Source organism: Asaia sp. BMEF1 (assembly GCF_051628905.1).
Taxonomy (GTDB): Bacteria; Pseudomonadota; Alphaproteobacteria; order Acetobacterales; family Acetobacteraceae; genus Asaia.
Window position 1 is genome coordinate 2,315,231 of the sequence record NZ_CP157575.1, and the last position, 20,724, is coordinate 2,335,954.

At 58.1% G+C, this 20,724-nt stretch carries 15 protein-coding genes; 4 read left to right on the plus strand and 11 right to left on the minus strand.

Features of this window, described 5'->3' with window-relative positions:
* Positions 1-81 precede the first annotated feature (81 nt).
* On the minus strand, positions 82-792 hold the full coding sequence (locus ABHV46_RS10220) for a hypothetical protein (protein WP_438381359.1): 711 nt from the start codon (positions 790-792) through the stop codon (positions 82-84).
* 113 nt (positions 793-905) lie between these two features.
* On the opposite strand from ABHV46_RS10220, the gene ABHV46_RS10225 reads away from it, so the two are divergent.
* On the plus strand, positions 906-1,364 hold the full coding sequence (locus tag ABHV46_RS10225) for a GNAT family N-acetyltransferase (protein ID WP_438381360.1): 459 nt from the start codon (positions 906-908) through the stop codon (positions 1,362-1,364).
* Positions 1,365-1,427: 63 nt separating this feature from the next.
* Here the strand turns inward: ABHV46_RS10225 and ABHV46_RS10230 are convergent, their stop codons facing one another.
* Positions 1,428-3,119: a thiamine pyrophosphate-binding protein gene (locus tag ABHV46_RS10230; RefSeq protein WP_438381361.1), complete on the minus strand. Its 1,692-nt coding sequence runs from the start codon at positions 3,117-3,119 to the stop codon at positions 1,428-1,430.
* 171 nt (positions 3,120-3,290) lie between these two features.
* Here ABHV46_RS10230 and ABHV46_RS10235 point away from each other — a divergent pair, with 171 nt between their 5' ends.
* Entirely contained in the window at positions 3,291-3,770 is a 480-nt protein-coding gene (locus ABHV46_RS10235) for an Lrp/AsnC family transcriptional regulator (RefSeq protein ID WP_438381362.1), read from the plus strand.
* 61 nt (positions 3,771-3,831) lie between these two features.
* Here ABHV46_RS10235 and ABHV46_RS10240 read toward each other — a convergent pair whose 3' ends face one another.
* Entirely contained in the window at positions 3,832-4,599 is a 768-nt protein-coding gene (locus ABHV46_RS10240; protein WP_438381363.1) for an SDR family oxidoreductase, read from the minus strand.
* 69 nt (positions 4,600-4,668) lie between these two features.
* On the minus strand, positions 4,669-6,690 hold the full coding sequence (gene tkt, locus ABHV46_RS10245; RefSeq protein ID WP_438381364.1) for a transketolase: 2,022 nt from the start codon (positions 6,688-6,690) through the stop codon (positions 4,669-4,671).
* Between the two features lie 530 nt (positions 6,691-7,220).
* Between tkt and ABHV46_RS10250 the strand changes: the two genes are divergently transcribed.
* Together ABHV46_RS10250 and ABHV46_RS10255 are read left to right on the plus strand one after the other, a co-directional pair.
* Positions 7,221-8,564 carry an MFS transporter gene (locus ABHV46_RS10250; RefSeq protein ID WP_438381365.1) on the plus strand — a complete coding sequence of 448 codons (1,344 nt, stop codon included), beginning with the start codon at positions 7,221-7,223 and terminating at the stop codon, positions 8,562-8,564.
* A gap of 471 nt (positions 8,565-9,035) precedes the next feature.
* Positions 9,036-12,044: a TonB-dependent receptor plug domain-containing protein gene (locus ABHV46_RS10255; protein ID WP_438384361.1), complete on the plus strand. Its 3,009-nt coding sequence runs from the start codon at positions 9,036-9,038 to the stop codon at positions 12,042-12,044.
* Positions 12,045-12,254: 210 nt separating this feature from the next.
* Here the strand turns inward: ABHV46_RS10255 and ABHV46_RS10260 are convergent, their stop codons facing one another.
* From ABHV46_RS10260 to ABHV46_RS10290, 7 genes are all read right to left on the minus strand, one after another.
* On the minus strand, positions 12,255-12,989 hold the full coding sequence (locus tag ABHV46_RS10260) for a class II aldolase/adducin family protein (protein ID WP_438381366.1): 735 nt from the start codon (positions 12,987-12,989) through the stop codon (positions 12,255-12,257).
* Positions 12,986-14,020: an isopenicillin N synthase family dioxygenase gene (locus tag ABHV46_RS10265; protein WP_438381367.1), complete on the minus strand. Its 1,035-nt coding sequence runs from the start codon at positions 14,018-14,020 to the stop codon at positions 12,986-12,988. The genes ABHV46_RS10260 and ABHV46_RS10265 overlap by 4 nt, the downstream gene beginning before the upstream one ends.
* Position 14,021: 1 nt before the next feature.
* Positions 14,022-14,882 carry a sugar phosphate isomerase/epimerase family protein gene (locus ABHV46_RS10270; RefSeq protein WP_438381368.1) on the minus strand — a complete coding sequence of 287 codons (861 nt, stop codon included), beginning with the start codon at positions 14,880-14,882 and terminating at the stop codon, positions 14,022-14,024.
* A 10-nt stretch (positions 14,883-14,892) separates the two neighbouring features.
* Positions 14,893-17,091, minus strand: coding sequence for a TonB-dependent receptor (locus tag ABHV46_RS10275; protein WP_438384365.1), 2,199 nt, complete (start codon positions 17,089-17,091; stop codon positions 14,893-14,895).
* A 163-nt stretch (positions 17,092-17,254) separates the two neighbouring features.
* Positions 17,255-18,016 carry an amino acid ABC transporter ATP-binding protein gene (locus ABHV46_RS10280; RefSeq protein WP_438381369.1) on the minus strand — a complete coding sequence of 254 codons (762 nt, stop codon included), beginning with the start codon at positions 18,014-18,016 and terminating at the stop codon, positions 17,255-17,257.
* Positions 18,006-19,583, minus strand: a complete 1,578-nt coding sequence (locus ABHV46_RS10285) for an ABC transporter substrate-binding protein/permease (RefSeq protein ID WP_438381370.1) — start codon at positions 19,581-19,583, stop codon at positions 18,006-18,008. Before ABHV46_RS10285 ends, ABHV46_RS10280 begins: the two co-directional genes overlap by 11 nt.
* Complete coding sequence (locus ABHV46_RS10290) at positions 19,583-20,566, minus strand: LysR family transcriptional regulator (RefSeq protein ID WP_438381371.1); 984 nt, start codon at positions 20,564-20,566, stop codon at positions 19,583-19,585. Before ABHV46_RS10290 ends, ABHV46_RS10285 begins: the two co-directional genes overlap by 1 nt.
* Between the last annotated feature and the right edge of the window lie 158 nt (positions 20,567-20,724).

Genomic DNA, 20,724 nt, shown 5'->3' on the forward strand with positions numbered 1-20,724 from the left:
CCGGTGATGACGGAAATATTATGGAAATTTGGATTCATACCATGCGGGCATGTGTAGCAGCGTAATTCAGGCAGACCGCCATTACGCCAGAAATTCCTTGCGAACCCAATCGATCACGGCTCTGCGCTGCGACCCCTGCTCGGTCGGGGCATTGCTGGCCCAGAGAGAAAGATGCGGAAGATTGGCAAAGCCGATTTCCGTGTCATTGACGCGACAGGTCCCGATGCGTGCTTTCCATCTTGCATGATGCGCCTCTCGTTCATCCCGTATCCTGACGTCGAAAGCTTCCTTGAAAAAGTCGCAACAGCCGTGGGTCAGTATTAGACGGGGCTGCACGGCCTGGATGAAGCGTTCATGAGTGGGCTTGCAACGGCTGATGGCGTGTCTGAAACCACTATGCGCGCGGATGTTCCTGGATCGCGTAAATACCAGATTAGTAGCCGGGACTGACCTCGTATCAAGACCTAACTTTCCGAAAATGCCTCTGACCCGGCGCTGTAAAGGCGCCATGCCACGTTCGTATTGCCCGGGCCAGTCACCCCAGATGTCGTCACAGAAGGCATTTCTGCCATTACGTATTTCAGCGAGTGAGTGACGCAATGTCCGTTCCGCGTTGTTCTGTGGGCTGCCTCCGGGATTAAGTCCCAGAAAATAGACTGGGCCTGGGGCGAGGGTCGTAACGGAAGAATACAGTATCGAGCCGGAATGATCGAGAAACTGCCTTCCGTCCTCCAGTAACTGACCGGCCAGAAAAATTTCCGCTTCGCTCAATACGTCCAGGGGAGAAGTCACAGGCTGGCCCTTTCATCCTTCGATCATGTCGTGGCACGCTAGGTGTGTCGAGAGCGAGATTGAGGGGGCCGCCTCGACTCGCGCAAGGTATTGGAAGATGGGGACATCATTAGGTGATCGAAGTTCAGGTTGATGATCTTTCGGGTGACGAAACACGGGCTTTACTGGCGCTCCATCTGGTAGGCATGGCCGAGAATTCACCTATTGCCAGTCGTTTTGCGCTCGATCTTTCCGGGTTGCAGAAGCCTGAAGTGACGGTCTGGTCGGCGCAGATCGATGGGCGTATTGCAGCGATCGGTGCCCTCAAAACGCTGGATGCGGGTGCGGGCGAGGTGAAGTCCATGCGCACACACCCCGATTTTTTGCGGCAAGGTGCTGCGGCCGCGATTCTCGCGATCATGATCGCCACTGCGCGGGAGCGCGGGTTGAAACGACTCAGTCTGGAAACTGGCACCGCATCGGCCTTCGATTCAGCCATCGCACTTTATCGCAAGCACGGCTTTATCAGTGGGCCGCCTTTCAGCACCTATCAGGCGAGCGCGTTCAACCAGTTTTTCCACCTCACTCTCTGAAAGCGGGAGTCTTGGGGGCTTCTACGCTTTTCTGGGGTTCGGAGCGGTGCCCTGAATGAAGCCTTACCGCCCGATCATGATCTCGATCAGATTGGCGTGTCCACTCGCGATCCCGGCCTCGATGGCAGGGGCGATATCCCGCGCACGAGTCAAGCGACGAGCCGGGACACCCATCGAGGTAGCAAGAGCCTGATAGTCGATGGTCGGATTGACGAGATCCATCGCGATGAAGCGCCCGGTCTGGGCGGCAGTGTAATTTTCCTGACCACGCATGAAGTTCTTGAGCACGTTATATTCGCAATTATTCATCACGACGAAGGTAACTGGCAGTTTCTCATGGGCGGCGGTCCAGAGCGCTTGCGGCGAGTAAAGCGCTGCGCCATCGCCAACCAGACACACGACCGGCTCGCGCTTGAGGCCGAGCGAGCAGCCTATCGCGGCGGGCATGCCCCAGCCAAGAGCGCCCCCGCGCAGGAAGGAATATTGGGTGGGGTCATCGCTATCGAGAAAACTGCGCACAAAACCTGATGTGGCAATGGCCTCATCGACGATTGGGGTATGCGGCCCAATGGCACGTATTGCCTCGCGGGCGGCAAGAACGGGAGGAATGCGTTCGGCATCGAAGCCTGCATCGGCCCGGGCATGCAGAGCGCGGCGTTCTTCCTGTCTTCTGGTCTGGGCGACGTTTCTGAGCGCAGTGTAGCGAGAGGTATTCTCGGCAGTTGCTGCTGAGAGGAGAAGCAGTAGCGCGGCAAGTGAGGGTTTGAGTGCGCCACAGCTTGAAAGAAGGGTGGGATAGGTGCGCCCCAGATCTGTCATATCGGAAGAAAGCTGATACACCGCGCAGCCTTCAGGCACGGCAGAGCCTTCTGTATAAAGAATGGTGATGAGCGATTTGCCACCAATGGCAAAAATGGCATCGTAATCCGACAAAATCTTGGCAATGCCTCGCGCCGTGGTTGGCAGATTGCCGCGCCAGAGCGGATGCGCGGTGGGGAAAGGCACGCGAGACGGCCAGGAGGAGCCATAGACTGGAGCGCCGAGAATTTCTGCCACGGCAACGGCTTCTGATGCCGCTTTGCTGGCATGGATTTCGTCACCGGCAATCAAAGCCAGGCGTCCCGGCGCGATGGCAGAGAGTGCGTGCGCCAGTTCGGACAGGCCGCCGGCGGTCGAAGCGCGATTGATGTGTGAGGGGGCGCCGCTGCCGACCGTGCTCATCTCTTCCATGATATCCATCGGCAAGGAAAGGAAGACCGGGCCGGACGGTGCAGCGTCGGCATCGTGAAAGGCGCGTCGCACGAGGGTCGGGAGCTGATCGACCGAGGCGACTTCCTTGCCCCATTTCACGGCAGGTTCCGCAATTTTGAGCAGATCGCCGAAAAGCAGCGGATCGGTGACGGCGTGCCGCAGATCCTGTTGCCCAGCGGTTACGACGAGTGGCGTTTGTGACACATGAGCGTTGAGCAGATTGCCCATGCCATGGCCCAGGCCGCCCGCCGTATGCAGGTTGAGAAAGCCGGGGCGTCCTGATGATTGTGCATACCCATCGGCCATGGCGACGGCGCTGGCTTCCTGAAGCGCCAGAATATAGCGGATATCGGGCTTGCGCAGAAGGCTGTCCATCAAGGGCAGCTCAGTCGTGCCGGGATTGCCGAAAATATATTCCACTTTCTCGCTGGCAAGGATTTCCAGCAGGATATCGGCGCCGCTGCGGGCGTTGAGCGTGCTGGTTGCGGCAAGGCTTGCTGTCATGGATCTCGATCCTGGGGAAAGACGCGAAAATCAGCTCGCCAGCCGAAAAGGCAGCGATCGGATGACCAGACGATATCACGCGCAATTCTGATAAAAATTGCGTTTTTCAATGTATGAAAGGTATTAAAATGAAAAATCCATTCTCATTAATGGCATAATGGAGCATAAAAATTGCTTGAAGAACTTGATGCTATCGACCGGCGCCTGCTGGTTCTGCTGCAACAGGATGCCTCGCGTTCCACAGCCGATCTGGCCGATCTGGTTGGTCTTTCCCAGGCGCCCTGCTGGCGGCGGATCCAGCGTCTGAAAGATGCAGGCATTCTGCAAAAACAGGTCTATCTGGTTGATCGGCGCAAGATCGGGCTAAACGCCCAGCTCTATGCGCTGGTCAAGCTGACGGCACATGCGCGCGGCAATCTCGCCGCTTTCGAGGAAGCGATACGCGATTTTCCCGAGGTGCAGGATTGTTATGTGCTTCTGGGGTCGACGGATTTCATTCTGCGCATCGTAACGCGCGATATCGAATCCTATGAGCAGTTCTTCCTGAAAAGACTGGCAAGCGTGCCCGGCATTCAGGAGGTCAATTCGATGGTGGCGCTTTCGGAAATCAAGCACACGCTGGAGTTGCCGATAGAGCGCCTGACCTCCTGAAAAACGGTATCAAAGGGGCCAATGCCCCTTTGCAGAAGTCAGGTCATCCCTCTGTCGGGCCTTACCAGCAGCAGAAGCCACCATCGACCAGCAGATCGACGCCCGTGCAGAAAGACGCAGCGCGGGAAGAAAGGAAAATAGCCGGTCCGACCATTTCGCGCGGCAGGGCGATGCGGTTCATGGGAGTGTCGTTTTCGAACACTTTCACGCGCTCGGCCCATTCGGGGCGGGTATTCATGGGGGTGGCTGTATAGCCGGGGCTGATGGTGTTCACGCGCACGCCACGCGTGGCCCATTCCATGGCCAGGCTCTTGCTGAGATGGATCACGGCAGCTTTCGAGGCGTTGTAATGCGCCTGCATGAGCCCACGATTGACGATCAAGCCCGACATCGAGGCGATGTTGACGATCGACCCGCGGCCATTGGCGAGCATGGCGCGACCCTCAGCCTGAGACGAGAGAAACACGCCAGTGGTGTTGATATCGAGCACACGCTGCCACTGATCGCGGCTCATTTCCTCCGCCGGGGCCGCATTGGCGATGCCTGCAGCATTGACGGCGACAGAAAGCAGGCCCAGCCCGGTCTGGGTGGCGGCAATCGCATCTGCGAGGCTCACCTCATCCGTGGCGTCGCCCGTGCAGATCACAACAGAGCGCTTGAGCTCGCGAATACGGTCAGCGGTTTCATCGAGTCCCTTGCGTGAACCGGGCAGGTCGAAACAGGCCACCGAGGCCCCTGCTTCTGCAAGACCGATGGCAATCTGCTGGCCAATCCCGCTGCCAGCGCCGGTTACGAAAGCGATGTCGCCCGAGAGGTCGAAAAGATCCATGAGGGTAATCCAGTGTCCCAGTGGCAGGAAAGAGGGCAGCCTTTGTGAGCCGCCCTAAAAGCAGAAAGATCAGACGGTCTTGCGGCTTTTGATGCGGGTCAGAACCGCCTCGGCGCGGGTCACGACATTGTCGACAGTGAAGCCGAAATGACGGAACAGATCCTGCGCAGGGCCCGATTCACCAAAGCCGGTCATGCCCACCACATCGCCATCGAGTCCGACATAACGAGCCCAATAGAGAGTGCTGGCGGCTTCAATGGCCAGGCGTGCCCTTACGGCATCGGGAAGCACACTTTCACGATAGGCGGTATCCTGCGTATCGAATGTTTCGGGCGAGGGGAGCGAAACCACACGGACGGCCACGCCCCTGGCGCGCAGGGCCTCGGCGGAGTCGAGTGCCAGGGTCATTTCAGAGCCCGTGGCAATCACGATCAGATCGGGTGTGCCGGTGCTGTCTGAAAGCACATAGCCGCCGCGCCAGGCGTCATGCAGCTGCGCCTCGCTGCGTTCGTGCTGTTTCAGCGGCAGGCGGGAAAGGGAGAACGCTGTCGGCCCATCGAGACGCTCGAGCGCGCTGACCCAGGCGATGGCGGCTTCGACCTGATCGCAGGGGCGCCAGGTCACCATGTTCGGCGTCTGGCGTAGGCTGGCCAGCTGTTCCACAGGCTGATGTGTCGGCCCATCTTCACCCAGACCGATGGAATCATGCGTATAGACCAGGATCTGACGCTGTTTCATCAGAGCGGCCATGCGCACGGCATTGCGCGCATATTCCATGAACATCAGGAACGTCGCGGTATAGGGAATGAGCCCGCCATGAAGCGCGATGCCATTGGCCATGGCGACCATGCCGAATTCGCGCACCCCGTAATCGACGTAATTGCCAGCCGGGTCGAAACAGACGGAAGAGGAGCCCGACCAGCGCGTGAGACAGCTAGGGGTAATGTCGGCGCATCCGCCGAACATTTCGGGCAGATGCGGGGCGAATGCTTCGATGGCGTTCTGCGAGGCCCTGCGTGAAGGGATGTCCTTCGGCGCCTCCTGAAGGCTGCGCACGAAGTCGCGCGACACGCTTTGCCAGTTTGCAGGGAAGCCGCTGTTCTGGCGACGCGTAAATTCGGCGGCGAGTTCGGGATGGGCCGCTTCATAGCGGGCGAAAAGCATGTTCCAGGCTTCTTCCGCTTCGCGACCGGCGGGGCGGTGATCCCAGTCACGATAGATCGCTTCAGGGATGTCGAAAGCGGGATGCGTCCAGTCGAGGCGCGTGCGTATTTTTGCGATCTCATCGGCTGGCAGAACACCGCCATGCACCTTGTGTGTGCCGGCATAGCCTTCCGAGCAGCCCTGACCGATGGTGGTGCGGCAGATGATCAGGCTCGGGCGTGCGGTTTCGGCACGTGCTTGGGTCAATGCAGCGAGAACGGCCTCCGGGTCGTGACCGTCGATCTCGCCGATAACCTGCCAGTCATAGGCCTCGAAGCGCTTGCGCGTGTCGTCCGTATAGACACCGTCGATCGGCCCGTCATTGGTGACCATGTTGCGGTCATAGATCGTGATCAGTTTGCCCAGACCCAGCGTGCCGGCGAGGGCACAGGCCTCGTGTGAGATGCCCTCCATCAGGCAGCCTTCGCCGACATAGGCATAGGTGTGATGATCGACGATCGGCAGGTCCGGGCGGTTAAACTGTGCGGCCAGTGTTTTCTCGGCGAGCGCCATACCGACCGCATTGGCGATTCCCTGGCCAAGCGGGCCAGTCGTGGTCTCTATGCCTGGCGCATAGCCGAATTCCGGGTGACCGGGGGTTTTGGAATGGAGCTGACGGAACTGCTTGATATCGTCGATGCTCAGAGCGAAGCCCGACAGATGCAGCAGCGCATAGAGCAGCATCGAGCCATGGCCGTTTGAGTAGACGAAGCGATCGCGATTGCACCAGTCCGGATTGACGGGGTTGTAGCGCATCACATCGCGCCAGAGCACTTCAGAGATATCGGCCATGCCCATCGGCGTGCCCGGATGGCCCGACTGCGCCTTGAAGATGGCATCGATTGCGAGAATGCGAATGGCATTGGCGCGCTGGGTACGTGTGGTCATGGAAAGACCCTTCTCTGGTCCCGACGGGGGCGGGTAGTGGATGTTAGAATTCTGAATGAAATGATATGTATTAAACTCTGTTCATGATCGTGGTTTGACAGAAAGATAAAGCGACCTGTTTCGAATTTCGAGAAAGATCCCGATCTCTTCTTTGGTTTTCAACTAAGACTCAAATATGTCCTTCGTCAGGGATGGATAAATCATAAAATCGTGATAAATTGTCTTTCATTATATTTGCCATAGGAAAGCCGAAGAGACGCAATTTATAATAACAGAATAAAATTTCATTCAAAATTTTGTCATTTATGGTGGTTTCATCGCTAAAAGTTCATGCATTGTTCATGTATGAACCCATTAAAAAACATTTATCATACCAAAACTTTCAGGGTGAATGTCTCATACGAACATATGGTCTGGTATCTATAACTCTTTTTTGTGATTTGCCGCACCCATCCAACCCGCGCAAAGGAGACAGGCCAGGCACGCTGCCCAGCAGCTAGAGGCCTTTTGTAAGACTCAGGAGACACACGATGGCAGGCGGGACATTCGTCGGGGGGGCACGGTCTGCGACCGGCACTCTGCAAGACATCGAACCAAAAACGGCTTTCGAACGCTTCGTTTCATGGGCGGGGATTCCGCCGGTCATGATCTGGGGTTTCGTCGGAACACTGCTCTTCATGATCGGCGACGGCGTCGAGAGCGGCTATCTCTCGCCCTATCTCGTTTCGCTTGGTTTTCAGGAACACGATGTCGCCGGCCTCTTTACGATCTACGGTCTGACCGCCGCCATTTCCGCCTGGGCTTCCGGTGCGCTCTCCGAGATGTGGGGCAGCCGCACCGTGATGCTCATCGGCCTGGCTATCTGGATCGTCTTCCAGATCGGATTTCTCGGCTTCGCCCTGCCGTCCAAATCCTGGACACTGATCACGCTGTTCTACGGCCTGCGCGGGTTTGGTTATCCGCTTTTCGCGTTCGGCTTTCTTGTCTGGGTTGTCAGCACGGCTCCCGTACAGAAGCTCGGCTCAGCGGTCGGCTGGTTCTGGTTCTGCTTCACGGCCGGTCTGCCGACGATGGGCACCACCATTGCAGGTATTCTTCTTCCCATTATCGGTGGCTATGCCACGCTATGGGCTGCCCTCAGTTTCGTTATTTTTGGCGGTGGTCTGGCTCTGCTCGGCATGCAGCGCGTACCCCGCGTCGAAGCCAGCGGTAAAGGGGCGATGAAGACGCTGTTCATGTCGCTCGCCATAGGCTGGCAGCGCCCGAAGGTCGGTATCGGCTGCTTGGTTCGTGCCATCAACACCTCTGCCGAATTCGGCTTCCTGGTGTTCATGCCGCTCTATTTCACCCATACGCTGCATTTTACCATGGGTCAGTGGCTGGCAGTGCTGCAGGCGATCTTCATCAGCAACATCTTCTTCAACCTGTTCCTCGGTATCATCAGTGATAAGCTGAGCTGGCGCTACACGACCATGATCATGGGCGGCGTTGGGTCAACGCTGAGCACCATGGCGCTGTATTTCGCGCCGACCCTGCTCGGCCCTGATCATCTGATCATCGTCATGGTTGCCGGTGCCTTCTACGGTATGACTCTGGCTGGCTACGTCCCGCTCTCGGCCCTGATGCCCTATCTGGCTCCCGAGAACAAAGCTGCTGCCATGTCGTTGCTGAATCTCGGTGCAGGCGCCAGCGTCTGGATCGGCCCGGCCATTGTCTACATCTTCGAGCCCTCTTTCGGTGTGCTCGGCGTGATGATCGTCTACTCCATCATCTACTTCATCAGCGCGATCCTGACCTATTTCCTCAAGCTCGACCCGGAGGTGGAAGCCCATCTTCATGCCACCCGAGCTTCGGCCAAGGGGCTCGCTCACTAAACCCTCTTTCGGCTTCAAGAGATCATCTGAAAGGCGGGGTTCAGGCCCCGCCTTTTTTGATTCGACTCTCTCGCCCCTCCCCCGGAATGTCGGCAAAAAATATTACTGAACCGGATGGTGGTTTCTTTAACGCAACGTTATTTCGTCCTTGCCTTTGCCGGAGCTTCCCTTGAGGGAAATAACCTAAAATACTGATTAGTCTGAATAAATTCTACAAAGAGACCTTGGAGGGTAGTGTGACATTGTTGCACAACCGTAGCCAAACTATGTAATAAAAACGTAACCTGGCTTGCGGGGGTTAACGAAGTGCCGTTACGAAATAGGAATGTTGTGACGATATTTGTCGCAAAATAACCCATTTTGACGGAATGCCTTATGACGCCGCTCAATCGAGAGACGAATAACGCCGCAGCGTTCTGCGGCACGGTTGCCCCGTCAAGCCGACGGAAACGAGGCCTCGCCAACGGATTGATGGGAGCGACGGCCTGTATCGCCCTGTTGCATTTCGCAAGTGAGGCTCAGGCACAAACTGTTTCATCGCCTGAAACATCGACAATTCGCGCCAATGCTGCCAAAAGCCCGGCCAAATCGACGGTCAAGACGACCACCAGCCGCTCCATGCGTGCGAAAGCGGTTTCGGCTCCCGTGTCGACCACCGGTGCGTCTGCGCCTTCAGCAGGTGCCGAGACCATCATGGTGACGGGTTCGCTGTTTCGCGATCCGAACACCACCAGCGCCTCGCCAATCACGCATATCACCATGAAGGATATGCAGCAGCGTGGCATCAAGACCGTCACCGATGCCCTTCAGCTTCTGTCATCCAACGGTGCAGGCAATTTGACCAATGCCTGGTCGGCAGGCGGCGGTTTTGCGGCCGGTGCCTCTGCGCCTTCACTTCGTGGCCTTAGCACGGACTCGACACTCGTTCTGATGGACGGCCAGCGTCTGTCTTATTACCCGTTGGCGGATGACGGCGAGCGTAATTTCGTCGATACCAACTGGATGCCGCAATCGATCATGCAGAGCGTCGACGTGCTGCAGGATGGCGGTTCGGCCACCTATGGCGCCGATGCCGTGGCTGGCGTGGTCAATATGATTACCCGTAAGGAGATCAAGGGTTTCGAAGGCAATGCCGAGGGCGGTTTGACGCAGCGCGGCGATGCAGGCCATCAGCGTCTTTACGCCACCTGGGGTCATGGTGACCTGCATAAGGACGGCTACAACTTCTATATCAACTCGGAATATCAGCAGGACGACCCGCTCTATTACCGCCAGTTGAACGCGCCTTATAATAATGGGGATCTGACCGGCATTGGCGGCGGCAACGGCAATGGCAACATCGTTTCTGATGGCGCGATCACCAATTTCTCGCCTTCCACAACGGCTATTGTTCGCCCGGTGACGGGCACGGGGACGAGCGCAGGTCCCTGGCAGCTTTTGAACCAGCAGGCGGGATGCCGCACCGGCACCGACGGTCTGGTGACCGGCACGGTTGCGGGCACGACTGGCACGAGCCAGGCCTGCTCGTGGAATACGCAAAAATATGCCCAGCTGGCGCCCGACCTGCGTCGCGTCAATGCTACCGTGCATTTCACGGCCAATGTCACCGAGCGTTCACAGCTGACGGCCATGTTTACCTGGTCGCAGGCACGGTCGATCAGCACCGGCACCCCCGCTTCCACTTATGGCGGCTCGTCCTACAGCCAGGCCAAGCTGGCCACGGCGCAGAACACCTATCTGCCGGTCTATCTGGCCGATGGCTCGCTCAACCCGAATAATCCGTATGCGGCGCTCGGCGAGCAGGCTCAGGTCAATTATCGCTTCGGCGATCTGCTGCCAACGACCACCGATACCAGCCAGAATTTCCGTGGCTCAGTGCGCTATAATGGCTGGCATCCTTCGCGCTGGGGTTCGGACTGGAATTACGACGTCAATTTCGTCGGTATGAACACGCTGCTGAACCAGACGATTACGGGCGTCCCCACGATTGCCGGCATTCAGAACGCCATCACCAGCGGCAGCTATAACTTCGTCGACCCGTCGCTCAATTCGCAATCGGTGCTCAATTCGATTGCACCTCGTAATGTGATCAATGCGCGTACGCAGGAATATTCGGGTGAGGCGACCCTCAGCAAGGGCCTGTTCCGTCTGCCGGGCGGTATGGCCAAGCTCGCGATCGGCGGTAATATTCGCTACGAAGCGCTGAACGATCCAAACGCCAATCCGCTCGATACGCTTAACCCTGCAAACCAGTATACAGGCATCATCAATCCGGTGAATGCGCAGGGCAGCCGTTGGGTCGAATCAGGATTCTTTGAGGCCAACGCGCCGATCGTCAAAATGCTTACGGCCGATGCATCGGGGCGTTACGACCATTATTCCGAAGGCTTCAGCCATTTCTCACCGAAATTCGGTGTTCAGTTCAAGCCAACCGAGAAGCTGACCCTACGTGGGACATTTGCCAAGGGCTTCCGTGTGCCGAGCTTTGCAGAAACTGGCGGGTCGAATGTCGGTTACACGACCTACACGCCCAATAATGCCAATTTCGTCAGCCAGCATCTCAACGCCAACGGCACGCCCAATAACTACGCGCAGAACTACTACATCGGCTCGAACACAGCCGGTAACCCTAATCTGCGGCCTGAAACCGCGACCAATTTCTCTGGCGGCCCTATTTTCCGCCCGACGCGCTGGCTGACCCTGAGCGCCGATTATTATTACATTCGGAAAAACCACTATATCGCGCCAAACCCGGTCGGTACGACGAACGTGGCCAATGCCTATCTCGCGGGTGAAGCCCTGCCGACAGGCGTGACGGTCACCCCGGATATCGCCGATCCGCAGAACCCTGGCGGCCAGCTCCGTCCGGGCATCATCAATCTGGGCTATGTCAACACGAACAAGCTCGTAACGGACGGCTTCGATCTGTCTTTCGAAGCCAATACCCAGCTTCCCGGCGTGTTCCGTGAAGTTCATTGGTACAGCAAGGGCACCGCCACCTTCGTACGTCGCATGAACCTGACCAATCCCGATGGTTCGGTTTATCGCTTTGCCGGAACGCTTGGCCCCTATGGTGCCGTGTCGGCCTCAGGTACGCCCCGCTGGCGCGCCAACTGGTCCAACACGCTTTCATGGCGCAAGCTGGCTGTGACGCCGACAGTTTATTACACCAGCGGCTATCGCACGACGGCAGAAGACCAGACGGGTTCGAATACGGCGGGCAATTGTGCCGATGCCCTTACCTCGAGCAGCTTTGTCCCGAGCGGGCAGTGCAAGGTCAAGGCTTTCTGGGATGTCGATCTGACGGTGAACTACCAGTTCAACCGCCGCTGGAGCGCGTATGCCAATGTCTACAACCTGCTCGGCTTCAAATCGCCCTACGATTTCGGCACCTATGGTGGGTATCTCTACAACTCTTCCTGGTCGCAGAACGGTGTCGTTCTCCGCTCCTTCCAGTTCGGTGTGAAGGTCGTTCTTTGATCCTCAAGAACGTCTGAAACGAAAAACCCTCCGGGCTTGGCGGCCCGGAGGGTTTTTTTATGTCTTTGCTTTGTGCGGGAGATGTGGCGGGTCAGGCTGAGTGATATGCACGAATTTTAAATGGGGTCGATTAATGCAGACTCGATCAACCAGAGGATGGGTGGCCGTAATTCCGCTCCTACACCCGTAGGAATATAGAATGCGCCAGCCTCAGTGTCTGTAATCGGGCTGTTCCCGGTCGAGTTTGCGGCGCAGCGCCTTCCAGATCATCCGACCCTGGTCGAGATCGGTCTCGAACTGCGCGCGCGCGCGCAGCACTTCGGCCTCGCTGGGGCAATGGAGCTTTGCCCCGGTCGATTGCGCGGCCAGCTGCACACGGCAGGCCTGTTCCAGATAATACATGCGATAAAAGGCCTGAGCCACCGTGCTGCCTATAGTCAGCAGCCCGTGATTTTGCAGGATCAGCCCCATATGATCGCCCAGATCGCGCACCAGACGTTCGCGCTCGCTCAGATTGTCGTCCGCCGCGATGCCCTCATAGGGGTGAAAGCCGATACGCCCGTAGAACTCCATATTGATCTGGTTCAGCGGCAGGATTCCGTTTTCCTGTGCGGCGATGGCCATGCCTGCCAGCGTATGGCTGTGCATCACGCATTCGGCCTCGGGATGGGCACGATGCACGGCAGAATGGATGACAAACCCCGCCGGATTAACTGGCCAGCTCGTTTCCTGCTGCGGATGGCCGTCTGAATCGACTACGACCAGAGAACTCGCCGTGATTTCCTCGAAAAGCAGCCCGTACGGATTGACCAGAAAACGATGCCCTTCTCCCGGCAGGCGCACGGAGAGATGGGTATAGACCATGTCGGTCAGATCGAATTGCGCATAGAGGCGATAGGCGGCCGCCAGTTCCTCGCGCAGTTCCTGTTCTGTCTGAGCGGTCACGGTGTTACCCCCGTCTTGCTGAAATGGCCGAATGTATTGGTGCGGCGCGTGCCCTCTGGCAGGGCAATCTCGCCGCGCTCGCGTTTGGCAATGAGATAGGAATAGGTCTGCATGGCCTGAGCCCACATATGATCGCCGATTTTTACGGCCTCATAAGCCGTATCGCCTTTCTCGAAGGCAGGCAGGGGGCGGATTTCGTGATGATAATCGCAGGCGTAGAAGAGCGGAAAGGAATACCGCTCCTCCTTCACACTGCGCACGCGATGGGCTGTCGCCACGAAAGCACCTGCCGTCATCATCTCAAGCATATCGCCAATATTGACGACGAACGTGCCGGGAACAGGCGGCGCATCGATCCAGTCACCCTTGCCGTTCAGCACTTCCAGACCGGGCTTGTCGGCCAGAAGAATGGTGAAGCACTCATAATCCGTATGAGCGCCGATGCCTGGCGCATCCTGCGCCTCGCCGTCATAGGGGTAATGGATCATGCGCAGTTTCGACGGGGGAAATTGCGCCACGTCATCGAAAGCGTGTTCGTCGAGCCCGAGAGCGAGGGCAAAACCGCGAAACAGAACGCGCCCCAGATCGAACACGGCGGCATAATAAGCGCTGGCGCGCTCGCGAAAGTCGGGGATTTCCGGCCAGTCATTCGGCCCCAGAAGCGGCGTTCCCGCCTGAACCAGCGGATTATCGGCGGGCACCTCGAAGCCGATATCGAAGGCCTCCTTATGGTCCGGCCGGGATTTGTTGTAGATCTCCTCGCCTTCCGGCACGAAGCCCTTATGAGAGGCTGACGCGCCGATATAGCGCTCCATTTTTTTCTCGAAGGGCTGGGCAAAGAAATCCTTCGCCGCCTGACGCACACTCTCTATCAGCTCGGGTGCCACGCGATGGCCGGCAATATAGAAAAATCCTATCTTACCGGCGGCGTGCTGCAGGGAATCGGCCACTTTCTGACGCTCGGCCTTGTCTTCGGCATACAGCCCGGCGATGTCGATCACCGGAATGGACGTGAACGTCTCTTCTGTCATGTCAGAAACTCCTCGTTGGAAATGAGGCAGGGAAGCATCCTGCGAAAGACCTGCGTTGTGCGTCGAGCAACCAGCGATTCATTTCGTGTCGGTCGGCAATGGGCAGGTTGGTGAAGGGCAGGCTCTGTGTATAGCCATCAGGCCCGCATTCCGGCGTCAGCGTGGTGCGTGCATAGCCGCGTCGCGCCTGATCCTGCCAGATGGCGCACCAGAAATCCTGATGAAAGCGCAGCGCGGCTGCATGTTCGGGCGCGCCGGGATGCGAAACCTGCGGCCCCTGATCATAGCCTATACGCGCCTGGATATGATGGACGCGGGCAATGAACGCGCTGAAATCGTCGCAGGGATCGTCGAGCAGACGCTCGCAGCCGACCACCCAATGGCTGATATCGGCAGTGAATAGGGCATCGGGAAGTTGCGCCACGACGTCGAGTGTTATCCAGGGCGTGGCGCAGATTCGTGCGCGATGCGTCTCGAAGCTGAGCGTCACCCCGTGCTTCTGGCCCAGCGTTAACGCGTGGGAAATGAAGTCGACTTGCTTCGCGGCACTCCAGCGGTCGTTGCCGCCCAAAACGTTGACGAAGCGCGGGGCGAGCGTTGTCGCTCTTATGAGAGCCGCTTCCAGATCGGCCAGATGGTCTTGCAGCGAGGCGTCCTGACGCGGCGTCACCCCGCCGCCTGTCAGGGCAATGGCGATATACGGCACCCCTGTGCTGGCCAGCGCGTCGCGGCAGGCAGCAAGAGAGTCCGGCCCCGGAATGCGGCCCTCGATACCGTCGAACCCTTCTGCACGGGCTTCGGCGATGCTGTCGGCCCAGGGGCGGGCATCGCCCCAGAGCGTGCGATAGGTCTCAAGATGCATCGCGGCGCCGTCAGAAATTATAGCGCAGGTCGCAGCCGACCCAGCGCGGGGTTTGCAGGAACTGCACGCGTGAATTATCCGATCCGGTGAAGGAATAGGTGTTGCCGTGCTTGTTGAGCATGTTGTCGACATAGACAGCGGCTGTCCATTTGCCGGTTTTCGGCCCGACCTCCATACGCATGCCAAAAGAGCTGATCTTGTCGGTCACGCCATTGGGGTCACCCAGCGCCACCAGCATGTTGTCTTTCCATGTGTAGCTGGTCTGGAGCGTCAGGCGATAGGCGCGTGGAAGATCGACGCCGTAGCGGGCAACGGCATTCCATGAAAAGCGCGGCGCGAAGGGCAGCACCGAATGCGCGCTGACGGTGGAGAGCAGTGGCAGGCCGCCGATATCGTTGACCGGGCTGATATTCTGCGCATCGAGATAGGCAAAGGAGCCGCGCAGATCGAGATTGGGGATCAGATCATGCAGGGTGCTCGACAGTTCTCCGCCACGAGTACGCGCGCGTGGAATGGGGCCAAGGCTGAGCGAGGTGATATTCATTGGCATTTCTGCGACGAAAAGCGTCTGGCGGTTATGATATTCGTAATCGAACAGCGCGCCTTCGATCTGCACATGATTATGCAAAAGGCTCGTCTTGGCGCCGATTTCATAGGCGATCATGTTCTCGGGGCGCACGTAATCCAGCGCCTGAGGTGCCGAGACAGGGGCGGCGAAATAGGCGCCCGCTTTATAGCCGTTGGAAATCGTGCCATAAACCAGCGTGCCGGGCACGATCGTATAGCGCAGCCCCACGCGTCCGGTCAGGCGCGCATAGGAATGGGTGGTGTCGAGGCGCGACAGATAGGCACCCTTGCTTGTCAGCGCGCCGGCATCGTCGATCGTGCCGCCATTGAAGCCGCGATCATCCCACGAGAAACGTCCCGAGGCGATGAAGTCGAGGTTTTTGAGAACATTCGTGACCGTGCTGAGATAGAGCCCGGTCGAGACATTCTGCTGCACGAAGCGATCGGTCAGATTGCCGTTGGGCACGCCGAGCAGAAAGGAACGATAGCTCGTATAGGCGCCGTTGATCTTGTCCCAGGATTCATAGACGCCGACAGTGACATGAAAGCGTTTCGCCAGATCCATTTTCAGATGCATGTCATGCGACTGGGCGAGCGAGGTGTCGTTCCAGTGATAATCGCCGACGCTTATCGATTCGCCATCGTAATTGTCGTAATCGCTGCGACGAAAGGCATCGAAAGCGGTGGTCGAGGCGAATTGCCCCCAGGAGAAATCATGGGTGTAGCTGAGCGAAACGCCTCCACCATTCTCATTGCGGCCCACACGGTCGGTGCCGACATTGACCGCCTTGTAAGAAGCGTCTGGCCCGACACCGACCGTGCCATTGGCAAAGCCGTTCACCGCATCGCCATCGACATCCTGAGGCGACATCGAAATGCCCTTGTCGCGGGTATAATGAATATTGAGCAGCAGGTTCGAGCGGTCATCGATCAGAAACCGCGTGAGATTACGCAGGCCGAGCTGATCCTGCGAGCCATAGCGCTTGTTGGTGTGGATGTCGCGCTGCCAACCATCGCCATTGATATACGAAAAGGCGGTGCGGTTCTGGATCTTGTCGCTGATCGGCACATTGATGGCAGCGCTCGTCGTGTTGGTGCCGTAGCTGCTGTAACCCCAGTTGACGTAGCCGCCGAATTTACTGTCGGGCTTCGTCGTTTCGACATTGATATTGCCGCCAGTGCTGCTGCGACCGTAATCGAAACCCTGCGGCCCCTTCTCGACGCTGACCATCTGGGTGTCGAACATCTGGCCGGTATAGAAAACGGGGTAAGGCGCAAAGACGCCATCCTGATAAATACCGATACCGCCCATATTATTGCCGGTATAATCGTCGAGGCCGATACCGCGTATCGAAAAGACGGGCGTGCTGCCCGAAGTCGCGTTCACGGCTGTCAGCCCTGGCGTGTAGGCGGCGAGGTCTTTCGGGCTGGTGATATGCAGTGCCTGTAGCTCGCGACCTGTCAGGACGTTCACGGTAGCCGCCGTCGTCAGAAAACGCTGGGCACGGGAGCCGGTGACCTGAATGGCTTCGGGGGCGGCATGAACGGGCTTGTGGCGTGTAGCGGCCTTGTGCGTTGCGCCGTGGCGCGCGGGCGGCGTCTGCGTTGCGGCCAGCGCTTCGTTCTGCGTGCCGGGAAGCATCAGCCCTGCGGAAAGCGATAGGGCTGTGCTGGTGAGGCGGAGAAATCCTTTGGGCAGGCGCGTCATCATGAAAAGGACTCCCGTCAGTGGCTTCCTGCTCATTGAGAAGACGAAACGATCTGTCGTTCGATTGGAAAAAACCAAACCTCACTTTGTCAGATCGTTACCCATGATGGATCATCTGATTCAGAAAATGTCGCGCGCGCTCGGTCTGAGGTGCTTTGAAGAAGGCTTCAGGTGGCGCAACTTCAAGGATGACCCCTTTATCCATGAAGACCACGCGATCGGCGATATGGCGGGCAAATCCCATTTCATGGGTCACGCAGATCGTGGTGATACGCCGCTCTGAAAGCGCGTCGATGATGCCGATCACCCCCTTGATGGCCTCGGGGTCGAGAGCCGCTGTCGGCTCGTCGAACAGGATGATATCGGGCGCCATGCATAGGGCGCGCGCAATAGCGACGCGCTGCTGCTGCCCGCCCGAAAGCTGTATCGGATATTTATCGGCCTGCTCGGCAATGCCGACCTGTTCGAGATAGTGGCGGGCAAGGGTTTCGGTCGCGTCGTAATGCGCCTTGCGCACAAGCCTGGGCGCCAGCATGCAGTTTTGCAGCACGGTGAGATGCGGGAAGAGATTATAATTTTGAAACACCATGCCGACTGCGCCACGCAGCAAGGGCAGGCTCGTTTTCTCGTCGATGATTTCGCCATCTATCATCAGAACGCCGCTGTCATGAGGCTCTATGCGATTGAGCGTGCGAATGAGGGTCGATTTGCCTGAGCCTGACGGTCCGAGAACGGCTATTTTCTCGCCATGGCCGATGTCGAGGCTGATCCGATCAAGTGCGAGGAATTCGCCGTAGAATTTGCTCATCTTGCGCAGGCTGAGGGCATAATCGGGGTTGGGCGGCAGGTTATGCAGCATGGCGAGGCCCTCCTGCTTGCGGCATTGTTGGCGTGTTCTTGTCGCTTTTTCTGCCGGCACCGTCGCGGCTGGCCCAGACAAACCGTGTTTCTATGCGTTTTTGCAGATGCAGAAAGGCGAAGACCATGGCCAGATAATAGACGAGGGCGGCGGCATAATATTCGGTGAATTCGAAGCTGCGGGCGACCTGGACCTGCGTAATGAAAAGCAGCTCCTGCAAGGAGATGACCGAGGCCAGAGAGGTGGTTTTCAGCAGCGAGATGAATTCGTTGATCGTGGGCGGCAGGGCCACGCGCAGGGCCTGAGGGAAGATCACATGGCGGTAGATCTGCGCCTGGCTCATGCCCAGCGCCTGCCCGCCTGCCAGTTGCCCAGGGTCGATGGCACTGAGGGCTGCGCGGTTGATTTCGACCTGATAGGCCGATTCATTGATTGAAAGACAGATCCAGGTCGCCAGAAAGGGCGAGAACCAGCTCTCGCGAAAGATCGGAAAAAATTGCGGCAACGCATTCCAGATGAACAGAAGCTGGAGCAGCGTCGGGGCCCCTCGGAATATGGCCACATAGGCCCGCAGAAAAGGATGCCACAGCGAGCGCGGCGCATTGAGTTTGAGGGCGATGGGAATGGAAAGCACGATGGCGGCGGCATGAGAGGCTAGGGCGATGGCCAGCGTCATGCCTGCCCCCTTGAGGAAGGCCATCGAGAAGAGCGCAGAGAAGAAAGTCGTCGTATTGAAGCGCGGGCGTTCCACTGCCACGCCAAGCGCCTTGCGCGCGGCGATGCCGACATTCCATTTCTTTTCAAGCGCCGTTATCTCGCCTTTCTGCCTCAGCGCGTCGAGCGCAGAGGCAAGCAAGGCGCGGTCACTCCCCGCCCGACGCAGATAGAGCGCGAATTCCGTATAGCCCGGCAGTTTCGGGCTGTAGATGACATGCAGTTTTCCACCGAGCTGGGCTTCACGATAGAATAGTTCGACATCCTGACTCAGAAAGTTCTGCACCCGTCCGACCAGAACCTGCTGCACCACCTGATCCTCGCTCGGATATTGCTGCAAGACGATAGGCGGCTTGCCCTGTGCGGTGAGGTCTCGATTGATGTCCTCTATACGTGCGGCGTAGCTCGTGCCCGACTCTACGGCGAGGCTCTGCCCGGCCAGCGCCTCGAAGCTGGTGACGGGCGCGATCCGGGCAGGCGCTACGATCACGGGTGAGGTTTCGAGATAGGAAACCGCGTCGAAGAGACGTTCGCGAGACGCCTGTTTGAGCACGCCGCTGATCACCAGCCCGCACCGCCCGGCGCTGAGGCTCGGAAAGAGCCCTGTAAAATCCATGGTCTCGAATTTGACCGGGACTCGCCAATAGGCGCCCAGAGCCCTTGCGAGAGCGATATCGAACCCGTCCAGCGCCGAGAGATCTGCTCCGTTGACGAAAGTCATGGGGGGCAGGGTCGGATTGGTACAGATCCTGAGCACCCCGCCTTCGATGAAGGAGGGACGTTCTTGCGCTTTGGCGTTTGCGAACGAGAGAAAAAGGGCGATCAGGACCAGAGCTGGAAAAAAGCGCCGCATCAGCATGTCTCTTCGAGAATGGAGCGGAAGGTTTCGGCCATGAGGCCGTTTTCCGGTGTCGGTCGGATCAGGAAGTAGAAATGATTGACCAGATGCAGATCGTTGAAGGCGATATGGCGCAATCGGTCCTGCTGGACCATCTGGGTGACGAACAGCTCCGGCAGAAAACCGATATACATGCCCGACAGGATCAGCAGGGCGCGTGAGTCAATGTTATCGGCCCTGGCGGCAAAATTCATGGAAGGGCGTAGTTCGTCCCATTTCGGAGAAGACGCTGCATCGCTGACGCTGATCATGCGCGCTTCAGCGAGAGAGGCGATATCGATGGTGTCTTCGGGCCTGTCGAAAAGCGCGTGGCGCGCACCGCAATAGAGATTGGAGCGCTCGCTGAACAGGGCGGTGGCCTGCATTTCCGGCTGCTGATGCGGATAGAGCGTGATACCGGCGGTCGCCGTGCCGTTACGCACGGCAAACTCCACATCGCGCGTCGAGGCGGAACGGACATCCATCTCGACCGCAGGATGGCGGCTGGCAAAGATCTGGATCGCGCGCAGCAGCGCGGTTTCGCCATGAAACTGGATATTGTCAGGCAGATAGAGACAGAAACGGCCTGAAAGCGTGCCGCTAACATCGTTGATCCGCTGCTGGAACAGATCGATATCGTTAAAAAGCTTCGTCGTGGCCTCAAGAACGCCCTCGCCCTCACGTGTCAGGGCAAAACCGGCACGCCCACGATGGCAGAGCACCATGCTCAGCCTGTCCTCAAGGGCGGCGATATCGATGCTGATTGAGGATTTGCTTTTGCCCAGCGCCAGCTCTGCAGCCGCGAATCCGCCATGCTGCGCCACGCAGGCAAAGACGCGCAGAAGACGCAGATCGACTTCGGCGATACGCCCCTGAAACCCGCTGGCACGAGGCAGGCGGCGCGGTGTTGGAGCGGGGCGCAGACGGGACAAGGGCAATGATCCTGTTTCAGACAGCATGCGATGATATCCCTCCCCGCGACATGATCAACCGTTTGTATCGTTCTCGATACGCTCGGTGCGGCGTCTGAAGTATGGCGGGCTGTGGCGCGGCTTTTAATTTATGAAACGCCAAACCAAACTCCACCTCATTGTGATTGAGCAATGAGTGCGCCCGG

Excerpts from the sequence above, each read along its gene's own strand:
- ABHV46_RS10285 (WP_438381370.1), bottom strand. The coding sequence starts at position 19,583 with ATGCGGCGCTTTTTTCCAGCTCTGGTCCTGATCGCCCTTTTTCTCTCG.
- ABHV46_RS10255 (WP_438384361.1), top strand. The coding sequence starts at position 9,036 with ATGGGAGCGACGGCCTGTATCGCCCTGTTGCATTTCGCAAGTGAGGCT.
- ABHV46_RS10265 (WP_438381367.1), bottom strand. The coding sequence starts at position 14,020 with ATGACAGAAGAGACGTTCACGTCCATTCCGGTGATCGACATCGCCGGG.
- ABHV46_RS10280 (WP_438381369.1), bottom strand. The coding sequence starts at position 18,016 with ATGCTGCATAACCTGCCGCCCAACCCCGATTATGCCCTCAGCCTGCGC.
- ABHV46_RS10230 (WP_438381361.1), bottom strand. The coding sequence starts at position 3,119 with ATGACAGCAAGCCTTGCCGCAACCAGCACGCTCAACGCCCGCAGCGGC.
- ABHV46_RS10240 (WP_438381363.1), bottom strand. The coding sequence starts at position 4,599 with ATGGATCTTTTCGACCTCTCGGGCGACATCGCTTTCGTAACCGGCGCT.
- ABHV46_RS10275 (WP_438384365.1), bottom strand. The coding sequence starts at position 17,091 with ATGCTTCCCGGCACGCAGAACGAAGCGCTGGCCGCAACGCAGACGCCG.
- tkt (WP_438381364.1), bottom strand. The coding sequence starts at position 6,690 with ATGACCACACGTACCCAGCGCGCCAATGCCATTCGCATTCTCGCAATC.
- ABHV46_RS10270 (WP_438381368.1), bottom strand. The coding sequence starts at position 14,882 with ATGCATCTTGAGACCTATCGCACGCTCTGGGGCGATGCCCGCCCCTGG.
- ABHV46_RS10250 (WP_438381365.1), top strand. The coding sequence starts at position 7,221 with ATGGCAGGCGGGACATTCGTCGGGGGGGCACGGTCTGCGACCGGCACT.
- ABHV46_RS10290 (WP_438381371.1), bottom strand. The coding sequence starts at position 20,566 with ATGCTGTCTGAAACAGGATCATTGCCCTTGTCCCGTCTGCGCCCCGCT.